This is a genomic window from Umezawaea sp. (genome assembly GCF_036375055.1).
GTDB lineage: Bacteria > Actinomycetota > Actinomycetes > Mycobacteriales > Pseudonocardiaceae > Umezawaea.
Genome location: NZ_DASUSQ010000013.1, coordinates 14,952 through 38,534, shown reverse-complemented (window position 1 = coordinate 38,534; position 23,583 = coordinate 14,952). Strand labels below are relative to the sequence as shown.

The window sequence follows — 23,583 nt, the reverse complement described above, 5'->3', positions numbered from 1 at the left end:
AACTAGTGAATGGATCTCGGAGATCAGCTGGTGGTGACAGGGCCGTAGCCGCCGCCGACCGCTTCGGACGCCACGGCCGCGTGCTCCTCGCCCCGCTCGGCGAGCCAGCGCTCGGCGTCGATCGCGGCGGCGCACCCGGAGCCCGACGCCGTGATGGCCTGGCGGTAGGTGTGGTCGACGAGGTCGCCCGCGGCGAACACGCCGTCCAGCTTCGTGTAGGTCGACGGGGCCTTGACCTTCACGTACCCGGCGTCGTCCACGTCGACCTGGTCGCGGACCAGCGCGCTGCGCGGGTCGTGGCCGATCGCCATGAAGACGCCCGTGAAGGGCAGCTCCGAGGTGTCGCCGGTGATGGTGTTGGCCACCTTCACGCCGCTGACGGTGCCCTCGCCCAGCACTTCGAGGACCTCGGTGTTCAGCAGCCACTTGATCTTCTCGTTGGCGCGGGCGCGCTCCAGCATGATCTTCGAGGCGCGGAACTCCTCACGCCTGTGGATGATCGTCACGGACTTGGCGAACTTCGTCAGGAAGGTCGCCTCCTCCATGGCCGAGTCGCCGCCGCCGACGACCGCGATGTCGTGGTCGCGGAAGAAGAAGCCGTCGCAGGTCGCGCACGCCGACACACCGCGGCCGAGCAGCTCCTGCTCGCCCGGCACGTTGAGGTAGCGGGCAGCCGCACCCATCGCCAGCACGACGGCCTTCGCCGCGTACCGGACGCCGTTCGCGGTCACGTGCTTCACGTCACCGGTCAGCTCGACGGCGTCGACGTCCTCGGAGCGCAGCTCGGCGCCGAAGCGCTTCGCCTGCTCCCGCATCTGCTCCATGAGCTCGGGACCCATGATGCCGTCGCGGAACCCCGGGTAGTTCTCGACCTCGGTCGTCGTCATCAGGGCACCGCCGTACTGGCTGCCCTCGAACACGAGCGGTTCGAGCTGAGCCCGTGCCGCGTACACCGCGGCGGTGTACCCGGCGGGCCCGGATCCCACGATGATCAGGTTCCGAACGTCCGACACCCTCGACCTCCGATACGTCGCGACGGGCCGGGAATGAGTCCCGGCCGCGCACTCAGCTACAACGCGATCGTAGGCGTCCGGAATTCCGCGCCCACCCGGTGAGGTTCGCTACGTCCGGCGCGGACGGGTGCTACGGGGACATCACCGAGTCGGCCAGCACCCCGCTCGGGTTGTCGGGACCGCAGGTGTTCGGGTCGAGCACGACGATGCGGAACGCCCCCGGCCTGCCCGCGGTCAGGATCGCCATCACGGCGGGCCTGTCGTCGAGCTGGATCGGGCTCACGCCGAGCGGCTTCGAGGCCGGGATGTTCCCGCCCTTGAGGCACCCGTCGAGCGTGTCCTGGTTGTCCAGCGGCCCGTAGTTCTGGGCCTTCAGGACGTCACCGATGACCGGGCCGAAGTTCTCGCCCCTCACCGCCAGGTCCGGTTTCGCCTCCGCGCCGGGGACCTCCCTGGACGCGGACGGCTGCGGGAACGACGACATGGCGCCGTCGGTGTTGTTGCTCATGCTCGGGATGGCCACCGCGACCACGCCGACCGCCGCCGCGGCGGCCACGAGCACCCCCGCACCCCACCCGGCGCGCTTGTACTTCCGCTGCCGGGCGCTGTTGAGGCTGACGACCGGTGCGGGCCGCCCGTGGGCCTCGGCCGCCAGCGCCGCGTCGATCCGCGCCGCCACGTCACGGGGCATCGGGATCGGCGGCAGCGACGACAGGTCGGCCAGGGTGGCGTCCAGCGCCTCCAGGACCGCCCGCGCCTCCGGGTCGGCTTCGACGCGCGGACGGAGCAGTGCTTCCGTCTCGGCGTCGAGCACACCGGCGTGCAAATCGGCCAGCAGATCCACGGACCACGGCGGATCGATCGGCGTCCCGTGACGCCTCTCACTGCCGCTCATCGTGCCTCCCGCTGACGTTGCTGTTGCACATTCACACCGTCAACTGGGACGTTCGCATCTGCACTCCGGTTCCGGAGGTGTCCTAGGCTTTTTGCGAGCTTGGCCCTGCCACGAGCGCACCTGCTCTTCACCGTGCCTTCCGCGATCCCCAGCATCTGGGCCGTTTCCGCCACCGAGTAGCCCTCGACGTCCACCAGGACGATCGGTGCGCGCTGCTCCTCGGGCAACTCCGCCAACGCCGCCGCGACGACGAGCTTGGTCTCCCGCTCGGCCATGTGGTCGCGCGGCGCCACCGGCTCGCCGGGGCCTGCCTCTGGTAACGGCACGGTCGGCTTCGTTTGTCGACGTCTCATCCGGTCGAGGCAGGCGTTGACCACGATCCGGTGGAGCCACGTCGTCACCTGCGACTCGGCCCGGAACGAACCCGCCGCCCGGAACGCCGAGATGAACGCCTCCTGGAGCGCGTCGGCGGCTTCTTCCGGGTCGCGCAGGGTGCGCAGGGCGACCGCCCACAGCCGATCTCGGTGCCGTCGCACGATTTCGGGGAATGCGTGCGGGTCACCCGCGGCGTGCGCCGAGATGAGGTCTGCGTCCGAGCTGGCTGCGGCCGTCACCCGAAGAGGGTATCCAGGTGGGGGTCGTGCTCTGCCAGGGTGTTCCTACTCAAGTGCGCGGCCGCTGCTCCCGAGCGGCTGGGAGCGGCCGAGCCGCCGTCTGCGCAGCGGCGGCCACGTCACTGCGCGCGGGTGTAGACCAGCTCGCCGATCTCCGTCTGGTTGTCCTTGCCCGTTCCCGCGAGCTTCGTGATCCACAGCAGGACGTGGGCGCCGGGCTCGTACTCGTTGAGCTGGATCTGCGTCTGCCCGGCCGACAGGGTGGCCGTGGCGATCACCTTGGTCTCCTCCAGCGGCGCGTCCTCGGCCGCGGCGATGCGGATCTCCACGACGGTGCCCGCGCTCTTGGACGTGACCGTCACCGACGCCAGCTTGACCGGCTCGGCGAACGACGCCATCAGACCGATCCCCGGCTTGAGCGTGGGGAACGGCTGGAAGTAGTTGTCGGTGTTCCACGCGGTGTCGGGGTTGGTGTCGACGGCCCGGTTGGCCCGGTTGGCGTTGTCCGGGTTGTTCGTCACGTCGTAGACGCCGACGGAGGCGGGCTGGATCGGACCAGCGGGCACGGGTGCGGGCGTCGAGCTCTGGCCCGGTGACGCGGACTGGCCGATCACCACCGTGGGGCCGCCCTTGTTCGTCGACTCGTCGCTGAAGAAGCTCACGATCTGCACGCCGAGCCAGGCGATGACGCCGAGCGTGGCCACGGCCAGCACCGCGACGGCGATCGTCAGCTTCCGCCGGTGGCTGCGCCCGCCGAGCGGCTTCTGGGTGGTCCACACCGCCCGGTCGCCGTCGTCGTCCTCGTCGCTGATCGGCTCGATCAGCGCGGTCTGCGCCTCCTCCTCGGCGATCTGGTCGAGGACCTGGAGGATCGCGGCGCTCGTGCGGATGCCGCCGACGCTGGTGTCCTCCAGGCTCCGGACCGCGACCGACGACAGCTCGTGCGGCACGTACGGCTGGAGCGCGCGGGGCGCCACGACGGCGCCGTCCGGGCCGGTGGGGGCCACGGGCACGCCCGCGGGGCCGCCCGGCAGCGCCCACCGGCCGGTGAGCAGCAGGTACAGGATGGCGCCGAGGCCCTTGACGTCGTCGCGGGCGATGGCTTCCGGGCGGGCGCCGGGGAACGCGAGCCGCAGCCTGCCGTCCGGGGTGACCCGGATGCGCTGCGGGTGGTCCGCGCCCAGCACCAGACCGGCGTGGTGCGCGCCCTCGATGGCCGCGCCGAGCGGTTCGAGGAGCCTCGTCGCGGCGCCCGCGGGCAGCGGACCCTCCGTGATGAGGTCCATCAGGTCGGTGCCCTGGGTCCACTCGGCCACGACGACGCCCAGCACGCCCTCCTCCATGCGGAGGCCGCTGCCGGGGGTCAGCACGTCGATCACCCTGGACACGCCGGGGTGGGTGAAGCTCGACGCGTGCATGGCGCGCTCGGTGGTCCGCCGGGCCCTGCCCGCGGCCTGGAGGTCGCCCAGGTCGCCGGTCAGGATCGTCAGCGCGACGTCGCGGTTGAGCTGGCCGTCCCGCGCGCGCCAGAGCTGCGCGGAGCCCCGGTCGTCGATCCCGGAGCGCGTGAGCAGCCGGTACCGACCGTCACCGATCACCCCGCCGGGTACCAGCGAGGTGTTGTTGGCACCGGGGTTGTTCCCCAGCTTCGGCCCGCTACTCACGCGACCTTCCCCTGTCCGATCCCCCCAAGGCGGGTTCCCTCAAGTCTTGTGACCGAGGGTACGGGACCGAGCTATCCCTCCGCGGTCACCGGCGCCGCACCAGACGGATGATCTTGTCGATCGCGGGCTTCATCTCGGGTACCCGGAAAACGGCGAGCAAACCGAAGCTGAGCGGCAGCCCGATCACGGTCTGGACGATGATCTCGACCCACGCGACGGGGACCGGTGCCTCCAGCCCGAGCAGCTCCACCACGAGGAGCGAGACGCCCATCGCGACGGCGCAGCCGATCGCCGAGGCGACCACGGTCAGGCACACCGTCCACAGGGTGAAACCGGTGCGGAGCCTGCCGAGGCGGATCCGCAGCCACACCTGGCCGACGACCGCGCCGACGACGAAGCTCAGGGACATGGCGATGGACACGCCGACCGCGAGCTTCTCCGGCGGGGAGATCGCCAGGAACGCGTAGAGCAGTCCGATCCGGACCACCACGATGATCGCCTGGATCAGCGTCGGCGTCCGCGCGTCCTTCATCGCGTAGAACACCCGGAGCTGGAGCAGCGTGATCGCGTACGGCACGAGGCCGAACGCGGACAGCGCCAGCGCCATGCCGATCCGGGTGCCGCCCGCGAGGCCGGACGCGCCGAGCGAGAACACGCCGATGCCGATCGACAGGCCCGCCACGGTGAGCATCGCGCTGAACGGCATCAGCATGATCGAGGACATCCGGTTGCCGAACGACAGGTCGCCGACCAGTCCGTCGACGTCCTTCGCGGCCGCGGCCCGGCTCATCTTCGGCATCAGCGCGGTGAGCAGCGAGACGCCCAGCACGCCGTACGGCATCTGCGAGACCAGCCACTGGTAGTTGTAGGCGACCAGCGCGCCCTCGCCGTTCAGCGCGACCCTGGTCAGCACGAACATGCTGAGCAGGCCGAGCCCGACGTACAGCATGACCCAGAAGCCGAGCGTGCCGAAGTCGGCGAGCCGCGAGTCCCAGCCCCAGCGCCACTTGAACTTGAAACCGGTGCGCTTCATCGCGGGCAACAGCACCAGCGCCTGGAGCGCGACGCCGAGCATCGTGCCGATGCCGAGGACCAGCAGCTTCGCGTTGCCCATCTCGACCGGGTCCAGCGAGATCTCGCCGGGCATCACCCAGTACACGGCCAGCGTGACGATGACGACCAGGTTGTTCAGCACGGGCGCCCACGTCGGCAGGCCGAACACGTTCTTCGTGTTCAGGATCGCGCCGATCAGCGCCGACAGGCCGTAGAAGATGATGCCCGGCAGCACCAGGTAGGCGAACGCCGTGACCAGCGCGGGGTTCGCGTCCTCGGAGCCGCTGGTCAGCGCGGACGTCAGCAGCGGGGCGCACGCCACCGCGATGGCCGTGCCGACGCCCAGCAGGACGATCGACATCGTCACCAGCCACTGCGCGTACGACTCGCCGCCGTCGGCGTCCTCCTTCTCGGCGCGGACCAGCAGCGGGATCGCGACGCTGGTCAGCACACCGCCGAGCAGCAGCTCGTTGATCATCGTGGGCAGCGTGGTCGCCGCCTGGTAGGAGTCGTTCAGCACGTCCGAGCCGATGATCGCGATGAGCATCAGCTTGGACAGCAGACCCGAGACCCGGCTGACGATCGTGGCGATCGCCATCGACCCGCTGGCCTTCGCGACCGACGGGGCGCTCGGCACGGGTTCGATGACCACGGTTGCTGACTCGCTCAACTCGCACTCGACTTCTCTGGTGTGACGCTGCTGGCGTCTTCGGGTACCTCGACCTTGGCGCGCGAGGCCCTGACCCGCCGGTAGATCCTCCGGGCGGACAGGAGCACGAGCGCGGCCGCGGCCGTGGCGGTGATGACAATGGTGATGGTTCCGTACGCGGAAGACGAGACCTCCAGCCGCACGGAATCGCCCAGCGCCACGCCGGTGGGGGTGGTGAGCTGGACGTTCACGCTGAACCGGCCGGACCGCAGCACCTCGACGGGCACCCGGACCAGCAGGTCGCCGCGGGCGGGCAGGATGAGCTGGGACAGCTGGTTCGCCTTGATGCCGGGTTTGTCGTCCACCACGATGAGGACGGAGATCCGCACGTCGAGCCGGTTCTTGATGGTCACCGGGATGGGGCTGTCGCCGGAGCCGAGCAGGATCGGGCTGTTCGGCTCGACCACCGTCACCTGGCCCTGCAACTGGGCGATCCCGTCCTCGCCGATGGCGATCGACCCCCTGGCGGCGGCCTCGTTGCCGCGCCACGCCGAGGAGACGCCGCGCAGCAGCTCCAGCCGCACCGGGTCGACCAGGTCGGCGGGCTTGGAGGACGTGCTGTCCTCCTGGACCATCGACTCGAACATCGCCTGGAGCGTCGTCCACGAGGCGCCGACGGCGGCGGTCACCGCGGGCGGCACCTCCCGCCCACCCGCCTCCACGGGGTACGCGAGCGCGCCGACGGTCTCCGGCACGGAGGCCCCGGACACCATCGCGTCCAGCCCGACCGGTGCCAGGAACCCGCCGCCGACCAGGGTCTTCACCGTCTCCAGGAACACCTGCATCTCGCCGACCGGCGCGTTCCAGCGGCGCGGCGGGGCGATGACCACGCTCTGGCCCGCGCCCTGGAAGCCCGCCCGGAACGCCAGCGCGGCCAGCGCGTTCTGCACCGACACGGGTTTCGACTCGGTCGGGGTGCTCACGCCGGTCAGGCCGCCGGAGCCGTCCGTCCCGCCGCGCAGCGCGTCCGACACCATCGAGTCGATGCGCACGGCCGTCACCGGGGGCGTGTCGGCGGACTCCAGCCGCACGGGCTGGGTGCCGGGCGCGTTGGCGACCCCGGACTGGTCGAGCACCACGGCCCGCACGCCCTGCGCGGTGAGGTCGGTCAACGTCTGCTGGTCGAGCACACCGTCCTCGGGCCACACCACGCCCGGCAGCGCCTGCACGGACGGGAGCACCTGCTGGACGACCGAGGCGCCCTTCACGGCGAGCGCCTCCAGGTCGACCAGCTTCGCGCGGGCCAGCGCGACCAGGTCGGCGTCCGCGTACGGCACCGCGAGCACGCAGCGGCCCGCGGTCAGCCTGCGGATCTGGTCGAGCCAGAGCTTGGCCTCGTTCTTGCCGCGGCCGGGGCCCGCGCCCTGGACCTGGTAGCCCTCGCTCATCGCCTCGACGGTGCGCAGCAGGTCCGGGTCGACCGCCACGCACACCGACGACGCGAGGCCGCTGGTCACGGCGAACTCGTAGGCCTTGAGGAGGCTGTGCAGCCTGCCGCCGAGGGCGAGCGACCCGGCCAGGTCGTCGTCGGTGAGGACCGACTCGCCCGCCGGAGCGGTGGACACCAGCCTGGGGCGGTCGACCAGCGGCCACAGCACGGTGATGTTCGCGGGGTTCGGCGGCGCGGACACGCCCTCGCCGCCGGGTACGGACATCACCGGCAGCAGCGTGCTGAGCGCGGCCAGCCGCGCCCGGCCGCCGTAGTCCGGCTTGCCGTTCACGTTGGCCAGGATCGGGTAGATGCCCGGTTGGGCGATCTGGAGCGACGTCGGACCGTCACCGGTCAGCGGGACCGTCAGGTCGAACGCCTGCGTCTGACCGGGGTCGAGCGACTCGCTGATGGGGGTGAACTGCGGCTGGATCAGCTCGGACGGCACGGGTTCGCGCAACGCGCCGCGCACCTCGTCCTCGGCGGTCAGCGGCTTCCCGCGCTCCAGCCGGAGGTCGATCTCGGTGATCTTGCGGTCGACGCTGACGTTCGTGATCTTGCCCGTGACCCGCACGGAGTTCGGCATCCCCGCCGTGATCACGCGCGGTATGAGCTGGTCGACCTCCATTCGCAGCCACACCGGCGACGAGGAGCCGGGCTGCGACAGCTGTCGCGTCGCCCACACCTGGGTCGCCGGAGCGGGTTTGACCGGCAGTCGGCCGCCGTCGGTCGGGGCGGCCGCGGCGGGAGCCGCCAAGGCTCCCGACATGACCAGCACTCCGGCCGCCGCCAGCGCGGACAGCAGTCTCTTCACGCCGACTCCACCCCGTCCGGGTTCAACAAACCCGACGGAGGGGCTGGTTCGGCGAGCAGTTCGGCGGCTCGACGGACCAGACGGCGCTCATCCGCGTAGGCGAGCCTGCCGTCCAGTTCGCCAAGGGGCACCCACGCCACCTCGGTGACCTCCACGTCCTCATCGGAAAGCTCCCCGCCCAAGGCTTCGAGCAGGAAGTGGTGAACGGTCTTGTGAACTCGGCGGTCCTCGGCGACGAACCAGTAGTCGATCGCTCCGAGGGGCCGCAACACCCTGCTATGAATACCGGTCTCCTCGGCGACTTCCCGCACCGCGGTCTGCTCAGCGGTCTCACCAGCCTCGATGTGCCCCTTGGGCAGCGACCAGAGCAGGCGACCACGCCGGTCCAGCCGACCGATCACCGCGGCGTTCCGGTGGTCGGCGTCCAGCACCAGACCACCAGCCGAGGTTTCGTCGACGGTTTTGAGCCTGCGGCCCCGGCGTCTGTTCCGGCGCCCCGGCTTGGTACCGCCGGAACGACCGGACGACGGGGGCATGGTGCCGATGGTAGTGGCGAGTCCGCACCACGGGACGTCGCCCGTCAAATGCGGTGCGTGATCAACACCGGGTGCCTATACCCTGGCTCCTCGTGCCCCGACCGCTCGTGAACGACAACGCGCCCGCCACCCAGGACAATGCGGTGGTGGAACTACCGCACATCACCCCGGTGGTCGACGAACTCGCCGCCCGCTTCGCCGAGGCGGGCCACCGGTTGTACCTGGTCGGTGGGAGCGTCCGGGACGCCGTGCTCGGCAGGCCGACCAACGACCTCGACTTCACCACCGACGCCCGCCCGCCGCAGGTCCTGGCGCTGCTGAAGGGGTGGGCCGACGCGATCTGGGACACCGGGATCGCGTTCGGCACCCTCGGCGCGACCAAGCGCGGGGACACGGTGGAGATCACCACGTTCCGCGCCGACACCTACGACGGCGTGACCCGCAACCCCGAGGTCACCTTCGGCGACACCATCGAGGGCGACCTGGTCCGCCGGGACTTCACCGTGAACGCGATGGCGTTCGAGGTGACCTCGCGGACGTTCGTCGACCCGACCGGTGGTCTCGCCGCGGCGGAGGCGGGGGTGCTCGACACCCCGGCCGCGCCCGAGGAGTCGTTCGGCGACGATCCGCTGCGGATGCTGCGCGCCGCCCGGTTCGTGTCGCAGCTCGGCTTCGTGCCCGCGCCGCGCGTCGTCGAGGCGATGACGGCGATGGCGGGCCAGCTCGCTCGGATCACGCCCGAACGGGTGCAGGTCGAGCTGTCCAAGCTGCTCTGCGGGAAGCACCCCCGGCTCGGTCTGGAGCTGATGGTGCGGACGGGCCTGGCCGACCTCGTCGTGCCGGAGCTGACCGCGATGAAGCTGGAGATCGACGAGCACCACCAGCACAAGGACGTCTACGAGCACTCGCTGGTCGTGCTGGAGCAGGCGATCGACCTGGAGGACCCCGACCTCTCCCCCGACCTGGTGCTGCGCCTGGCCGCGCTGCTGCACGACATCGGCAAGCCGGACACCCGGCGGTTCGAGGACGGCGGCGGCGTCTCGTTCCACCACCACGAGGTGGTCGGCGCGAAGATGGTCCGCAAGCGCTTGCGGGCACTGCGGTACTCGAAGGAGATCACCGAGGACGTCGCCCAGCTCGTGTACCTCCACCTGCGGTTCCACGGCTACGGCAAGGGCGAGTGGACGGACTCGGCGGTCCGCCGGTACGTCACCGACGCCGAGCACCTGCTGACCCGGCTGCACAAGCTCGTCCGGGCCGACTGCACCACGCGCAACAAGCGCAAGGCGAGCACGCTCCAGCGCACCTACGACGAGCTGGAGGCCAGGATCGCCCGCATCGCGGCCGACGAGGACCTCAGGCGCGTCCGGCCCGACCTCGACGGCAACGAGATCATGCGGCTCCTCGGCCTCCCGCCGGGTCCGCTGGTCGGCAAGGCGTGGAAGTTCCTCAAGGAGCTGAGGCTCGACCGGGGGCCCCTCGACCACGACGAGGCCATCGCCGAGCTGTACGCGTGGGCCCGTTCCGAAGGGGTCGAGCCCCCCGCGAGCTGACGCTTTGTCACCCTTCGTGTCGGGGTGGAATCGCCGCGTTAGCCAAGTGACAGCGGGTTGCGGGACGATGACCGTGTGCGGCGGGGCAGGGTGCCCATCGCAGCCGCTGGGGGTGGTGTCGATGAACACGTGGGGACTGAGCGGAACGACGACCGGTGCGGTCGGCGCGCTCAGCGATCAGCAGCGCGCGGTGCTCAGGTGCCTGGCGCGGGGGCTGGCGGACCACGAGATCGCCCGCGTGCTGGCGATCAGCCAGGAGCAGGTGGCTGGGGAGGTGGTGGAGATCCTCCGCGTCCTCGACCTGCGCGACCGGATGGCGGCCGTGGTGTTCGCCCACGAGACCGGCATCATCCGGCTACCCCTGCCGCGGTGACCGCCTCAGCAGGAGCAGGTAGCCGCCCAGCCCGACCAGGTACAGGGCCGTGGCGACGATGATCAGACCGGGCGAGCGGCCGTCGAACGAGACGACGGCCGCCGCCGCGGACACGGCGGCGACCTGGGTGACGTTGAACAGCGTGTCGTAGAGCGCGAACACCCGGCCGCGCACCTCGTCACCGATGTCGCCCTGCACGGCCGCGTCCACGCACAGCTTCACGACCTGCCCGGCGAACGTCAGCAGGAACGACGCGACCAGGATCGTCGGCAGCAGCATCGGCAGCCCGAGCCCGAGCTGGCTCGCGGCGGCCAGCACCAGCGCCGCGCACACCGTCGCCCTGCGCCCGAGCACGTCCACGACCCGGTCCGTGATGAGCCCGGCGAGCAGGATGCCCGCACCGCCCGCCACGGCGATCTTCCCGAGCCCGGCGAGACCCGTGCCGAAGCTGTGGCGCATCAGCAGCAGCGTGAGCAGCAGCGACATGCCGAAGGCCGCTCGGTGGGCGAGCAGCGCCACCAGCACCGCCGACACCTTCGGCGCCCGCCACGCCGCTCGGGCGCCGTCCAGCAGGCCCATCGCCACGGCGGTGGCGGTCCGGTTCGGCTCGACCACCTCGTCCGGGCCCAGCACACCCGCCTTGAACCGGCTGGCGACGAACGCGGCCACCAGCGAGCCCACGATCGCGAAGCACGTCGTCCGCGCGGACCCGCCGTCACCCTCGCCGAGCAGCGCCCGCAGCCCGACGGCCGACCCCGCCCCGAGCACGGCGGTCAGCGCGCCGAGCGTGGTCGCGAAGGCGTTCGCCTCGACCAGGTTGTCGCCGGGCACCACGTGCGGCAGCGAGGCGGACAGCCCCGACCCGACGAACCGGCTGACCCCCGTCACCATCAGCGCGGCGGCGTAGAGCGGCACGTCCGACAGCCCGGCACCCACGGCGGCGACCGTGAGCAGGATGAACACGGCACGGGTCAGGTTCGCGACCACCAGCACCCGGCGGCGGTCCCACCGGTCCAGCAGCGCGCCCGCGAACGGGCTGACGACCGAGTACGGCAGCAGCAGCACGGCGAACCCGGCGGCGATGGCGGCCGGGTCGGCGTGGCGCTCGGGGTTGAACAGCACGGCCCCGGCCAGGCCGGCCTGGAACAGGCCGTCGCCCCACTGCGAGGCGAGCCTGCTGAGCAGGAGCCTGCGGAAGTCGCCGGTCGCGAGCAACCGGCGAACACCGAGGTGGTGCTTCGTCGCGGGGCTGCCCACGGTGGTCACGCAGCCACCCTACGTCCTGCCGACGACGGCCCCCGCGCGCCTGATCGGTCTACCGGTCCGAGTTGGCCGCGGGTTCACCGACCGTCCACGGACGCTCGGGTCCGGGTACGACGAAGGCCGGACCCGAAGGTCCGGCCCAGTCGGTCAGATGCCAAGGTCGCCTCTCGGCGTGGTGCACAACCCGGCTCCGGCCGAACCGGTATTCCGAGAAGGCAGTGGAGTGGGCCCGGGGGACTCGAAGGCATCCAACGAGGTGTCCAACGACCGAGTGGGCTCAGATGTTCCGCGCGAGGTGTGACACACGTCGCGGGGGTTCGGGTGAAATCATGTGCTGGTGCGCCCAGATGCAGAAGTCGAACCGGGTTCCCTGCTCGTGGCGGCGCCCACGCTGACGGACTCCAACTTCCAGCGGACCGTCGTCTACCTGATCGACCACCGGAGCGAGGGCACGTTGGGCGTGGTGCTGAACCGGCCCAGCGAGGTGGCGGTGCACGACGTGCTGCCCGCCTGGGGTCCACACGTGACCCGGCCGCAGGCCGTCTACATCGGAGGGCCGGTCGAGCAGAAGACCGCGCTGTGCCTGGCGGCCCTGCGAACGGGCGAGGACCTGGCCACGTTGGAGGGTGTCGTCGGCGTGCGCGGCCCGGTGGCGCTGGTCGACCTGGACGCCGACCCGGACGCGCTGGTGCCGCGGGTGCGCGGGATGCGGGTGTTCGCCGGGTACGCGGGCTGGGGGTCGCGGCAGCTCGCGGGTGAGATCGACCGCGGGGACTGGATCGTGGTGCCGGGTCTGCCGGACGACGTGCTCACGCCGTCCGGCGTGGACCTGTGGGGGCGCGTGCTCCGCAGGCAGGGGATGCCGACGGCGCTGCTGGCGACCTACCCGCTGGACGTCCACCGGAACTGATGTTTCACATGAAACATCAGGCCTTCGAGAACGGGCTGCACCCTCCGCCGCCGCAGGCGCACCCGCCGCAGCCCTTGGGCGCCTCCGGCACGGGCATCGCCTCGGCGGCCCGGTGGCCCGCGGCGGTGGCGGCGATCGTGATCGCGACCGCGCCGACGACCCCGACCAGGCCCACGGTCAGGGCGGCGGCCGGGTTGACGACGGCCGCGGTCCCGGCGCCGACGGCGACGAGCGCCGCGACGAGGTTCGGCAGACCCGCGACCCGGTTGGCGAGCTGGAACGCCTCCTCGTCGCGCATCGCCGGAGCGGTGCGGACGCCGACGTAGCGGTTGCGCGGCAGCTTGCCGGTCAACCCGAGGTAGCCGATCAGCGCGAGGAAGACGCCGAGCAGGCCGAGCACCACTGGCAGCACGATGTTCACGCCGTCGAGGGTAGGTGTGCCCACCGGTCGGTGTCGCACGAGCCCCGGCCCGGAGTCGCGCGGATCACCTCCTCCGCGGATAGCCTTTTCGCTCAGCGTCGTCAACCGGGTACTCTGGTGACCATGGGCAAGGCCTGCCTGCTCCTTATCTAGCCGCGCTGACCGACATGACTGGTCGGCGCGGCAACCCCTCACGCCCCGTTCTGGGCTGGGGGGTTTCGTCGTGTCAGGGGCGGGAAATCGATGGAGAGGGATCGTTCGATGAGCACGGACGCGGCCGCGGAAACCCCGGCCTTCCGCTACACGGCCGAGCTGGCAGGTCGGATCGAGAAGCGCTGGCAGCAGTACTGGGAGGACCACGGCACGTTCCACGCGCCGAACCCGGTCGGTCCGCTGTCCACCGGTGAGCCGGTGCCCGCGGACAAGCTGTTCGTGCAGGACATGTTCCCGTACCCGTCGGGCGCCGGGCTGCACGTCGGCCACCCGCTGGGTTTCATCGGAACGGACGTGTTCGCCCGGTACCACCGGATGAACGGCCGCAACGTGCTGCACACGATGGGCTTCGACGCGTTCGGGCTGCCCGCCGAGCAGTACGCGGTGCAGACGGGGCAGCACCCGCGGAAGACCACCGAGGACAACATGGCCACCTACCTGCGGCAGATCCGCAGGCTGGGGCTGGGCCACGACGAGCGCCGCCGGATCTCCACGATCGACGTCGAGTACTACAAGTGGACGCAGTGGATCTTCCTCCAGATCTTCAACTCCTGGTACGACGCCGATGCGGGCAGGGCGCGGCCGATCGCCGAGCTGGAGGCGCGGTTCGCCGACGGCACCCGGCCGACGCCGGACGGCCGCCCGTGGGCCGGGCTGACCAGCGCCGAGCAGCGCAAGGTGCTGAACGAGTACCGCCTGGCCTACCTGTCCGAGGCGCCGGTGAACTGGTGCCCCGGCCTGGGGACGGTGCTGGCCAACGAGGAGGTCACCGCCGACGGCCGCAGCGAGCGCGGCAACTTCCCGGTGTTCCGCCGGAACCTGCGCCAGTGGATGATGCGGATCACCGCGTACTCGGACCGGCTGATCGACGACCTGGACCGGCTGGACTGGCCGGAGAAGGTCAAGGCCATGCAGCGCAACTGGATCGGGCGCAGCAACGGTGCCCGCGTGCGCTTCCCGGTCGGTGACCGGGAGATCGAGGTCTTCACGACCCGTCCCGACACGCTGTTCGGCGCGACGTACGTGGTGCTGGCGCCGGAGCACCCGCTGGTCGACGAGATCGCGACCGCCGAGCAGGCGGCCGACATCGCCGCGTACCGGCGGGCCGCGTCCCTGAAGTCCGAACTGGACCGCCAGGAGAACAGGGAGAAGACCGGCGTCTTCACCGGCGCGCACGCGACGAACCCGGTCACCGGCACCGAGATCCCGGTCTACATCGCCGACTACGTGCTGATGGGCTACGGCACCGGCGCGATCATGGCGGTGCCCGGCCAGGACCAGCGCGACTGGGACTTCGCGACCGCGTACGACCTGCCGATCATCCGGACCGTGCGGCCGTCCGAGGGTTTCGAGGGCGAGGCGTTCACCGGCGACGGGCCCGCGATCAACTCGGGGTTCCTGGACGGGCTGGGCGTCGCCGAGGCCAAGACGAAGATGATCACTTGGCTGGAGGAGAACGGCCACGGCAGCGGCACGGTGCAGTACAAGCTGCGCGACTGGCTGTTCTCCCGCCAGCGGTACTGGGGCGAGCCGTTCCCGATCGTCTACGACGAGGACGGCACGCCGATCCCGCTGCCGCAGGAGATGCTGCCCGTCGAACTGCCCGAAGTGGACGACTACTCGCCGCGCACCTTCGACCCGGAGGACGCGAACAGCGAGCCGTCGCCGCCGCTGTCCCGCGCGACCGACTGGACCGAGGTCGAGCTGGACCTGGGCGAGGGCAGGAAGAAGTACCGCCGCGACTTCAACACGATGCCCAACTGGGCGGGCTCGTGCTGGTACCAGCTGCGCTACGTCGACCCGACGGAGTCGGAGCGGTTCGTCAACGCGGAGAACGAGCAGTACTGGCTGGGCCCGCGCACCGCGGAGCACGGCGCGGACGACCCCGGCGGTGTCGACCTGTACATCGGCGGCGTCGAGCACGCGGTGCTGCACCTGCTGTACTCCCGCTTCTGGCAGAAGGTCCTGTTCGACCTGGGCCAGGTGTCCGGCGACGAGCCGTACCGCAAGCTGTTCAACCAGGGGTACATCCAGGCGTACGCGTTCCAGGACGCGCGCGAGACGTACGTGCCCGCGGACGAGGTCGTGGAGGAGAACGGGAAGTTCTTCTTCAACGGCGAAGAGGTCAAGCGCGAGTACGGCAAGATGGGCAAGAGCCTGAAGAACGTCGTCACGCCGGACGAGATGTGCGAGAACTACGGCGCCGACACGTTCCGCATGTACGAGATGTCGATGGGCCCGATGGACGTGTCCCGTCCGTGGGCGACCAAGGACGTCGTCGGCGCGCAGCGGTTCCTCCAGCGGCTGTGGCGCAACCTGGTGGACGAGAACACCGGTGAGCTGCGGGTCGTCGAGGACGCTCCCCCGCTGGAGTCGCTGCGGGTGCTGCACAGGACCATCGCGGGCGTGCACGACGACTACGTGAACCTGCGCTACAACACGGCGGGCGCGAAGCTGATCGAGCTGAACAACCACGTGACCAAGACGTTCAGCGCGACCGGCACGCCGAGGGTGCTGGCCGAGGCGATGGTGCAGATGCTGGCGCCGACGAGCCCGCACATCGCCGAGGAGCTGTGGGCGAAGCTGGGCCACGACGAGTCGCTGGCGCACGGGCCGTTCCCGAAGGCGGACGAGCAGTACCTGGTCGAGGACTCCGTGGAGTACCCGATCCAGGTCAACGGCAAGGTGCGGGCCCGGATCACGGTCGCCGCCACCGCAGGCCAGGACGAGGTCAAGGCCGCCGCCCTGGCCGACGAGAAGATCGCCGAGCTGGTCGCGGGCGGCACGCCGCGCAAGGTCATCGTCGTGCCCGGCCGACTGGTGAACATCGTTCTGTAGTGCGGAGGACGCGGGGCGCCCCGGTGGCGCCCCGCGTCGTCACTCCTCGACGCCCATGGGGATGAAGATGCTCCCCAGCATCGCGTCGAACATCGGCTCGGGGTCGGACACCGCGAACGGGAAGCGTCCGAACACCTCCAGCGCCACGTGCCCGTAGAGCCGCACCCACGCCTGGAGCAGGTGGAAGATCGCGCCCAGCGGCAGCGACTCCTCGTCCACCTCGACGCCGCGGGCGGTCACCGTCCTGATCAGCACCTGCTGGAACGCGCGCAGGTCGTCGTGCAGCACCGCGGGCGGCTCCGGCGGCTCGCCCTCGCCGTGCGGGTGCTCGTGCTTGGCGATCAGCCTGCTGGCGACCTCCAGGAACACCTTCCCGAACTGGTCGCCGACCTTCAGCCGGTCGGTGGGCTTGAACGTCCCGATCACGTTCTCGGTCGACGCGAACACCAGTGAGAACTCCTGGGGGTGCGCCAGCGCCCACCGCCGGAAGCCCCGGCACACCGCGTAGACCTGCTCGGTCCCGGCGTCCTCGCCCAGCGGTTCGAGCGCCGCGTACAGCTCGGCCTCCAGGTCCTCGCAGATGTCGTCGCACAGGTGGCGCAGCAGGTCCTCGCGCGAGTCGTAGTAGCGGTACAGCGCCGGGGCGGTGATGCCGACCTCACGAGCGATGGCACGCAGCGTCACGGCCTCGCGACCGTGGTTCACCAGCAGGGTGCGTGCCTGCCGTCGAATGTCACGCTCGGTCTCCGCACGGAGCCGTTCTCGGCGAGTGGCCTGGGTCATATGTCACCCCATCGGGTTGTTCACGTCTGTACCGTCGGCCGAGTTCAGTGAACGGTGTTTACGAAGTTGACGCTGTTTGCAGAACCGTAACGCCACTCAGCCTAGGAGGACGAACTTGTTCGCGAAGTGGGGCTCGCTGGCCTACCACCGCCGATGGGTGGTGTTGATCGCGATCGTGCTGCTGTCCGTCGGTGGCGGCATCTGGGGACTCGGCGTCTTCGACAAGCTGAGCCAGGGCGGCTACGACGCGCCGGGCAGCGAGGCCGCGCGGGCCACCCAGGTCGCGCAGGACGCGTTCGGCAGGCAGGGCGGTGACGTCATCGTCATCTACACCGCCCCGCAGGGGAGCACGGTCGACTCCCCCGAGGTCGCCGCGAAGATCGGCAAGCAGCTCGACGGGCTGCCCGCCGACGCGGTGAAGCAGGTGGCCTCCTACTGGAACACCCAGCTCCCGACGTTCACCACGGCCGACAAGGGCAAGGCGCTCGCCGCGATCACCCTCCAGGCCGGTGACTCGAACGCGCAGATCAAGCAGTTCCAGCAGATCTCCGACCAGCTCGCGGTCGACGGGGTCGAATCCCAGGTCGGCGGGCTGATCCCGACCCAGAAGGCGATCAACGACATCACCGCGTCGGACCTCACCAAGGCCGAGGCCGTGTCGCTGCCGATCGTGCTGGTCCTGCTCATCATCATCTTCGGCGGCCTGGTCGCGGCCACGCTGCCGGTCCTCGTCGGCGGCCTGTCGATCATGGGTTCGCTCGGCGTGCTGCACGCCGTCGCGCTCGGCGCCGACGTGAACTCCTTCGCCGTCAACGTCGCCAGCCTGCTCGGGCTCGGCATGGCCATCGACTACGGGCTGTTCATGGTCGGCCGGTTCCGCGAGGAACTCGCCGCGGGCCGCGCCGTCGAGGACGCCGTGCGCCGCACGGTCACCTCCGCGGGCCGCACGGTGGCGTTCTCCTCCACGATCCTGGTCATCGCGCTCGCCGGTCTGCTGCTGTTCCCGCAGGGCTTCCTCAAGTCGCTGAGCTACGGCGGCATGTCGGCCGTCGCCATCGCCGCGGTCGTGTCGCTCACGCTGCTGCCCGCCCTGCTCGGCATCCTCGGCCACCGCGTCGACAAGTTCGCCATGCCGTGGCGCAAGCGCGCGGCGAAGGGCGAGGAGGGCCGCGGCTGGGAGCGGCTCGGCCGGAGCGTCATGAAGCGGCCGGTCCTGGTGGCCGTGCCGATCATCGGTGTCCTGCTCGCGCTCGGCGCGCCGTTCCTCGGTGTGAAGTTCGGCGAGGTCACCGAGAAGGTGCTGCCCGAGGGCAACCCCGCCCGCGTCGCGGCCGAGACGATCAACTCCGACTTCAGCGCGCTGGGCGGCAACGGCTTCAAGATCGTGGTCTCCGGCGGTCCGGACGCCGCGGCCGTGCAGGCGTACGCGGCGGCGGTCGGTGACGTGGCGGGCGTGGACACCGCGCAGATCACCGCCGAGCCGAAGAACGGCGTCTGGTCTCTCGCGGCCGGTCTCGACGGCGGCGACGCGCACTCCGACCAGGCCAAGCAGGCGTTGGAGGACGTGCGGGCGCTGGACGCGCCGAGCGGGTCCGAGGTGCTGGTCGGCGGCCCGACCGCGATGGTGTCCGACAGCCTGGACGCCATCGCCGCGAACCTGCCGTGGATGGTGCTCCTGCTCGTCGGCGCGACGTTCGTGCTGATGTTCCTGGCGTTCGGCTCGCTCGTGCTGCCGATCAAGGCCATCGTGATGAGCGCTCTGAGCCTGTCCGCGACCTTCGGCGTGCTGGTCTGGATCTTCCAGGACGGCCACGGCGCCTCGCTGCTCGGCGTCACGCCGTCGCCGCTGGAATCGGGCATCGTCGTGCTGATGGCGGCCATCGTGTTCGGCCTGTCGACGGACTACGAGATCTTCCTGCTGTCCCGGATGGTCGAGGCCCGCGGCAAGGGCGCGAGCACCGAGGACGCCGTGGCGATCGGCCTCGCCAAGACCGGCCGGGTGATCACCGCCGCCGCGCTGCTGCTGATCGTGGTGATCGGGGCGTTCGCGTTCTCGCAGATCACGATGATGCGGTTCGTCGGGGTCGGCATGATCCTGGCGCTGGCGCTGGACGCGACGATCGTCCGGATGCTGCTCGTGCCCGCCGTGCTCAAGCTCCTCGGCAACGCGGCCTGGTGGGCCCCCGGCCCGCTGCGCAAGGTCCAGGAGCGGCTCGCCATCCACGAGGGCGGCGACGTGGACGACGAGGACGAGCCCGTTCGGGAGCGGTCGCCCCAGCCCGTGGGCTGAGGTCCGGGACGGTGCAGGACATTGAATCCTCAACCACCACGGCGTACCGTGGTGGTTGAGGATTCAACTACTGGGAGCCCTTCATGCCGATCCAGCGCCTGAACCACGCCGTGCTCCACGTCCGCGACGTCTCGAAGGCGGTGGCGTTCTACACCGACGTGCTCGGCTTCCGGGTGACCGCCGAGATGTCCGGCAGGGCGGCCTTCCTCCAGGCGGCGGGTTCGACCAACGACCACGACCTCGGCCTGTTCGCCATGGGTCCCCAGGCGGCCGAATCCCCCGCGGGCCGCACCGCCGTCGGCCTCTACCACCTCGCGTGGGAGGTCGACACGCTCGGCGAACTGCGGAACACCCGCGCCAAGCTCGTCGAGCACGGCGCGCTCGTCGGCGAGTCCGACCACGGCACGACCAAGGCGCTCTACGCCCGCGACGTCGACGGCATCGAGTTCGAGGTCTGCTGGCTCGTGCCCGCCGACCAGCTCACCGACGAGCTGAGGGCGTTCACGGGCTCGAAGCCGCTCGACCTGGACGCCGAGATCGCGGGCTACGGCGCCGACCGCCGCGGCGGCGTCGGGGTGTCAGTCCCCGCGTCGAGCTGACTCCGGCGCGAACGCGACCATCGTCGCCTCGAACCCGGCGGTCGCGCCGGTGATCCCCGGCAGGTCGACCTCGTCCAGCTCGAACGTCGCCAGCTCGGCGTCGTCCGACCCGTCCAGCACGGTCGTCGTCGACCCGGTGGCCAGGAAGATCCGCCGGTCACCGGGCGCGTTCGACAGCCCGCGCGCGTCGTAGGGCAGCCTCCGCAGCAGCGTCCGGGTCGCCGTGTCCACCACCGCGACCCCCCGCTGCCCGGTCAGCGCCACGTACACGCGCGACCCGTCCGGCGTGACCGCCACGGCGCCCGCGCCCCTGCCGACCTCCACGGACCCGACCGCCCGCCGCGACCGGGCGTCGACGACCGCGAGCGTCGCGCGCGGGTCGCGGCCGAGGTGCAGGACGCTCACGTAGACGGTCCCGCCGTCCGGGCTCACGGCCACGTGCTGCGGCATCCCGCCGACCTCGATGGTGGCCTGCTTGGTGAGCGTCAGGGCGTCGACCACGGTCACCGCGCCGTCCTGGCTGCCCGCCACGTACAGCAGCCTCCCGTCCGGGCTCATCGTGATCCCCCGCACCTGCCCGCCGACCCTGATCAGCGCCGTGAGGTGGAACGTCGCCGGGTCGACCACGGCGACCACGCCCCCGTCGGAGGACCCGGTCACGTAGAGCCGCGCGCCGTCCGGGGTCATCACGGCCTGCGCGAGCTGGATGCCGGTGCTGAGCCGGTCCACGACGGCGCCGGTCTTCGGGTCGACCGCGCTGATCACGCCGGTCCAGCCGTTGACGACGTAGACGAGGTGGCCGTCCGGCGCGACGGCGACGCCGGTCGCCCGGCCGCCGGTCCTGGCGGTGGCGAGGACCCTGCCCCGGACCGTGTCCACGACCTGCACCTGACCCGACCGGCCGATCACGTACGCCTGCGGCGAGGCGCCGCTGGACGCGGGTTCGACCGCGGGTGGCGGGCCCTCGGACAGGGCGGCGGGGGCCGCGGACACCACGAAGGCCGCCGCGAGGGAGAAGACCGCTGTGCCGAGTCGGCGAGGTCCGGCCGTGCTCTGCGCCCACATGGCGCGAATGGGAACACCCCCTGGCGGAGCCGTTCCACTCCCGCCCCTCGTCCGGGTGGTTTCACAACCCGGACGAGTGGTGTGGCTCGAAAGGAGCCGGTGTGCCCGACGCCGGTCGCTCGGGGGGCGAAACGACCGACGCCGGACCCCTCCCGATGCGTTGCACCGGTTGGTCGAACCCCGACGAAACGAGACTTACCACTAGCGCCGTGAAAAAGTCGGCATTTCGAGGGCAATCCTCTACGAATTCGTCGAAATCCTCCGGATCGCCACCAGTTTGGCGTAACGGGTGCCCGCCGTCAGGAGAACCAGCCCGGCGCCGATGAACGCCGCCACCCTGGCGATCCCGTCGAGCGCCGAGAGGTCGAACAGCACCAGCTTCGCCACCGCCGCGGCGACCAGCACCAGGCCCGCGATCCGCAGCGGCAGGACGTCGACGCCCCTGACCAGCAGCACCAGCGCGGCGACCGTCCACGAGACGGTCACGACCGTGTGGCCGAACAGGAAACCGCTCGGCGTCTGCGACACCAGCAGGGCGGCGCAGAGGACGAAACCCGCGGTGGCGTAGAGCAGGACCAGCCCGGCGGCGACCAGCGCGAGCGGGTTCTTCCCCGGCTCGGTGAGCACCCCGCGGCGGCTGGCCACCCACGGCAGCCCGATCGCGACCAGCGCCAGCACCAGCGCGGTCAGCATCCCGCCGACCAGCGCGCCGGGCGTGCGGAGCGCGAACCGGGGCGCCTCGACGAGCAGGCTCGGCGGGATCGCCCCGCCCGCCAGCAGCAGGCCGAGACCGCCGAACACCGCACCGCCCAGCAGCGGGCCGCGCGAGGCGGTCCGGTCGGCCAGCACGATCAGCAGCAGCGCCTCGAACAGCACGGTGGCGGCTCGCGCGCTGCCGTCCAGGGCGATGGTCGTGGTCTGGAGCAGGCCGAACACGGCGACGACCCCTGCGGCCGTGACGTACCCGGCGGGCAGCGACCTCCGGCCGACCGACCACAGGGCGATCATCAGCACGGTGATCGCACCCGCCATCGCGGTCGCCCACACCCGGTCCAGCAGCACGGTCGCGAGCAGCGCGGGCACCGGCGACGCGGCGACCATGATCACCGACACCACGTCCTCCGGACGGCGCCGGACCGAGATGAGCGAGCTGAGCACGCCGACCACCGCGGTCAGCAGGATGATCGCCGCCGTCGGGGCCTGCTCCTGGGCGGGCACCGCGAAGCCGATCGCGAGCACGGAGCCGATCACCGCGGGCGCACCGGCCGCGATGGCGAGCCACGGCCAGTTCCGGCGCCACTGCACCGGGCTCGCGGCCGTCTTGAGCACGAGCAGGAAGCCGACCAGCAGCGGCGTGAAGCCCTCGGTGAGGATCGGCGCGAACACCGCGCAGGCCAGCACGACGCCGATGGCGAACGTCGGCGAGTCCCAGCGCATGGCCAGCAGCAGGCCGCCGAGGGCGACCACCAGACCGACGACGAGCCCGGCCCACTGGGGCAGGAACGAGTACAGCTTGGTCGCGGCGACCACGTCCAGGTACAGCGCGGCGACACCCGTCGCGGCCAGCGCGAACGCACCCGTGCGCGCGGTCTCCGTGCGGTGCAGCCGCAGCCCGATCCCGACCAGGCCGAGCGCCAGCACGGCGCCGCCGACCACGCGGGGCAGCGGGCCGAGGTAGTCGCGCTGCACGGCCAGGACCAGCAGCAGCACCACGCCGAGCAGCGTGACCACACCACCGACCCAGGCGAGCAGCTTGCTGCCCGCACCGTCCTCGCCCAGCCGGTCCATCAGCGTCCGACGCGGCACGGGCGGGGGCATCGGCCTGCTGGACCACTGCTGCTGCGGGGGTCCGGCGGGCTGCCAGGGCATCTGGCCCGGCAGCGGCTGCGCGGGACCGGCCTGCGCGAACGCGGCCTCCCGGACCGGCTGCACGGGCGGGATCGGCGCGCGGCCGGGAGCGGCCTGGGCGGGCACGCCCTGGCCCGGCGTGGTGGGTGCCTGGGCGGGTGCGCCCTGGCCCGGCGTGGTCGGGCCCTGGACGGGCACGCCCTGCCCCGGCGTGGTGGGGGCTTGGCCAGGTCCGCTGTGGCCGGGCGTGGTGGTGGGTGCCTGGCCGGGCGCGCCCTGGTCCGGCGTGGCGGTGGAGGTCTGGGCGGGCGCGCTCTGACCCGGCGCACCGGGCGCCTGGCCGGGTGCGCTCGCGGCCTGTGGTCGGCCGGACTGGTCCCGGCCCGTGGCGGTCTCCGTCGCGGCCTGGCCCGGCACGTACAGGGCGCCGGGGCTCTGGGTCGAGGCGGCGAGCGCGGCCTTGGCCGCCTCCAGCTGCGCCGCGGCCTCCTGGGTCTCCACCGCCGCGCCGAGCCCCTGCCCGGCGGGCGCGGAGGCCGCCTGCCTGACCTGGTGCCTGCGCAGCTCCATGCCGACGTCACCCAGCTTGCGGCCGAGTTCGCCCAGCTCGTCGGCGAGGCGCAACAGCGGGTCTGGTCCAGTCATGCGCTCAGCTTGAGGCCTGGATGTCCGTTTTTGATCCGTATCCCTACTCATCGCT

General features: G+C 71.4%; 18 protein-coding genes. 6 read left to right on the top strand and 12 right to left on the bottom strand.

Going from position 1 to position 23,583, the window contains the following annotated elements:
• Positions 1-23 precede the first annotated feature (23 nt).
• From trxB to VFZ92_RS04855, 7 genes are all read right to left on the bottom strand, one after another.
• The gene (gene trxB, locus VFZ92_RS04885) at positions 24-1,013 is read right to left on the bottom strand and encodes a thioredoxin-disulfide reductase (protein ID WP_330874480.1); all 990 of its coding nucleotides are present in this window, start codon (positions 1,011-1,013) and stop codon (positions 24-26) included.
• Positions 1,014-1,143: 130 nt separating this feature from the next.
• Positions 1,144-1,908, bottom strand: a complete 765-nt coding sequence (locus tag VFZ92_RS04880) for a hypothetical protein (protein ID WP_330874479.1) — start codon at positions 1,906-1,908, stop codon at positions 1,144-1,146.
• Complete coding sequence (gene sigM / locus VFZ92_RS04875; protein WP_330874478.1) at positions 1,905-2,522, bottom strand: RNA polymerase sigma factor SigM; 618 nt, start codon at positions 2,520-2,522, stop codon at positions 1,905-1,907. The genes VFZ92_RS04880 and sigM overlap by 4 nt, the downstream gene beginning before the upstream one ends.
• A 119-nt stretch (positions 2,523-2,641) precedes the next feature.
• A complete protein-coding gene (locus VFZ92_RS04870; RefSeq protein WP_330874477.1) occupies positions 2,642-4,186 on the bottom strand; it encodes a protein kinase family protein in 1,545 nt (514 codons plus the stop codon).
• Positions 4,187-4,271: 85 nt separating this feature from the next.
• Positions 4,272-5,909 carry a murein biosynthesis integral membrane protein MurJ gene (gene murJ / locus VFZ92_RS04865; RefSeq protein WP_330874476.1) on the bottom strand — a complete coding sequence of 546 codons (1,638 nt, stop codon included), beginning with the start codon at positions 5,907-5,909 and terminating at the stop codon, positions 4,272-4,274.
• The gene (locus VFZ92_RS04860) at positions 5,906-8,191 is read right to left on the bottom strand and encodes a DUF6049 family protein (RefSeq protein WP_330874475.1); all 2,286 of its coding nucleotides are present in this window, start codon (positions 8,189-8,191) and stop codon (positions 5,906-5,908) included. The genes murJ and VFZ92_RS04860 overlap by 4 nt, the downstream gene beginning before the upstream one ends.
• A complete protein-coding gene (locus VFZ92_RS04855; protein WP_330874474.1) occupies positions 8,188-8,727 on the bottom strand; it encodes an NUDIX hydrolase in 540 nt (179 codons plus the stop codon). Before VFZ92_RS04855 ends, VFZ92_RS04860 begins: the two co-directional genes overlap by 4 nt.
• A gap of 92 nt (positions 8,728-8,819) precedes the next feature.
• Between VFZ92_RS04855 and VFZ92_RS04850 the strand changes: the two genes are divergently transcribed.
• Together VFZ92_RS04850 and VFZ92_RS04845 are read left to right on the top strand one after the other, a co-directional pair.
• Positions 8,820-10,280, top strand: a complete 1,461-nt coding sequence (locus VFZ92_RS04850; protein ID WP_414719811.1) for a CCA tRNA nucleotidyltransferase — start codon at positions 8,820-8,822, stop codon at positions 10,278-10,280.
• A gap of 121 nt (positions 10,281-10,401) precedes the next feature.
• Positions 10,402-10,653 carry a response regulator transcription factor gene (locus VFZ92_RS04845; RefSeq protein WP_330874473.1) on the top strand — a complete coding sequence of 84 codons (252 nt, stop codon included), beginning with the start codon at positions 10,402-10,404 and terminating at the stop codon, positions 10,651-10,653.
• On the opposite strand, the gene VFZ92_RS04840 is transcribed toward VFZ92_RS04845, so the two are convergent.
• A complete protein-coding gene (locus tag VFZ92_RS04840) occupies positions 10,636-11,919 on the bottom strand; it encodes an MFS transporter (RefSeq protein WP_414719810.1) in 1,284 nt (427 codons plus the stop codon). The genes VFZ92_RS04845 and VFZ92_RS04840 overlap by 18 nt on opposite strands.
• A gap of 334 nt (positions 11,920-12,253) precedes the next feature.
• Here VFZ92_RS04840 and VFZ92_RS04835 point away from each other — a divergent pair, with 334 nt between their 5' ends.
• Positions 12,254-12,826, top strand: a complete 573-nt coding sequence (locus VFZ92_RS04835; protein ID WP_330874472.1) for a YqgE/AlgH family protein — start codon at positions 12,254-12,256, stop codon at positions 12,824-12,826.
• 16 nt (positions 12,827-12,842) lie between these two features.
• Here the strand turns inward: VFZ92_RS04835 and VFZ92_RS04830 are convergent, their stop codons facing one another.
• Positions 12,843-13,247, bottom strand: coding sequence for an SdpI family protein (locus VFZ92_RS04830; RefSeq protein ID WP_330874471.1), 405 nt, complete (start codon positions 13,245-13,247; stop codon positions 12,843-12,845).
• A gap of 261 nt (positions 13,248-13,508) precedes the next feature.
• Between VFZ92_RS04830 and leuS the strand changes: the two genes are divergently transcribed.
• Positions 13,509-16,298, top strand: a complete 2,790-nt coding sequence (gene leuS, locus VFZ92_RS04825; RefSeq protein WP_330874470.1) for a leucine--tRNA ligase — start codon at positions 13,509-13,511, stop codon at positions 16,296-16,298.
• A gap of 39 nt (positions 16,299-16,337) precedes the next feature.
• Here leuS and VFZ92_RS04820 read toward each other — a convergent pair whose 3' ends face one another.
• Positions 16,338-17,081 (bottom strand): TetR/AcrR family transcriptional regulator, encoded by a 744-nt coding sequence (locus tag VFZ92_RS04820; protein WP_330874469.1) that lies wholly within the window; start codon positions 17,079-17,081, stop codon positions 16,338-16,340.
• Between the two features lie 115 nt (positions 17,082-17,196).
• Here VFZ92_RS04820 and VFZ92_RS04815 point away from each other — a divergent pair, with 115 nt between their 5' ends.
• The gene (locus tag VFZ92_RS04815; protein ID WP_330874468.1) at positions 17,197-19,371 is read left to right on the top strand and encodes an MMPL family transporter; all 2,175 of its coding nucleotides are present in this window, start codon (positions 17,197-17,199) and stop codon (positions 19,369-19,371) included.
• A gap of 83 nt (positions 19,372-19,454) precedes the next feature.
• Positions 19,455-19,970: a VOC family protein gene (locus VFZ92_RS04810; protein WP_330874467.1), complete on the top strand. Its 516-nt coding sequence runs from the start codon at positions 19,455-19,457 to the stop codon at positions 19,968-19,970.
• On the opposite strand, the gene VFZ92_RS04805 is transcribed toward VFZ92_RS04810, so the two are convergent.
• Both VFZ92_RS04805 and VFZ92_RS04800 read right to left on the bottom strand, forming a co-directional pair.
• Positions 19,950-21,035: a YncE family protein gene (locus tag VFZ92_RS04805; protein WP_330874466.1), complete on the bottom strand. Its 1,086-nt coding sequence runs from the start codon at positions 21,033-21,035 to the stop codon at positions 19,950-19,952. The two genes, VFZ92_RS04810 and VFZ92_RS04805, sit on opposite strands and share 21 nt — an antisense overlap.
• A gap of 240 nt (positions 21,036-21,275) precedes the next feature.
• Positions 21,276-23,528: a DUF2339 domain-containing protein gene (locus VFZ92_RS04800; protein WP_330874465.1), complete on the bottom strand. Its 2,253-nt coding sequence runs from the start codon at positions 23,526-23,528 to the stop codon at positions 21,276-21,278.
• Positions 23,529-23,583 lie beyond the last annotated feature (55 nt).

What these genes read in the sequence shown, in the direction of transcription:
- VFZ92_RS04880 (WP_330874479.1), bottom strand. Translation starts at nt 1,908, where the DNA reads ATGAGCGGCAGTGAGAGGCGTCACGGGACGCCGATCGATCCGCCGTGG.
- VFZ92_RS04855 (WP_330874474.1), bottom strand. Translation starts at nt 8,727, where the DNA reads ATGCCCCCGTCGTCCGGTCGTTCCGGCGGTACCAAGCCGGGGCGCCGG.
- VFZ92_RS04845 (WP_330874473.1), top strand. Translation starts at nt 10,402, where the DNA reads ATGAACACGTGGGGACTGAGCGGAACGACGACCGGTGCGGTCGGCGCG.
- leuS (WP_330874470.1), top strand. Translation starts at nt 13,509, where the DNA reads ATGAGCACGGACGCGGCCGCGGAAACCCCGGCCTTCCGCTACACGGCC.
- VFZ92_RS04820 (WP_330874469.1), bottom strand. Translation starts at nt 17,081, where the DNA reads ATGACCCAGGCCACTCGCCGAGAACGGCTCCGTGCGGAGACCGAGCGT.
- VFZ92_RS04810 (WP_330874467.1), top strand. Translation starts at nt 19,455, where the DNA reads ATGCCGATCCAGCGCCTGAACCACGCCGTGCTCCACGTCCGCGACGTC.
- VFZ92_RS04805 (WP_330874466.1), bottom strand. Translation starts at nt 21,035, where the DNA reads ATGTGGGCGCAGAGCACGGCCGGACCTCGCCGACTCGGCACAGCGGTC.
- VFZ92_RS04800 (WP_330874465.1), bottom strand. Translation starts at nt 23,528, where the DNA reads ATGACTGGACCAGACCCGCTGTTGCGCCTCGCCGACGAGCTGGGCGAA.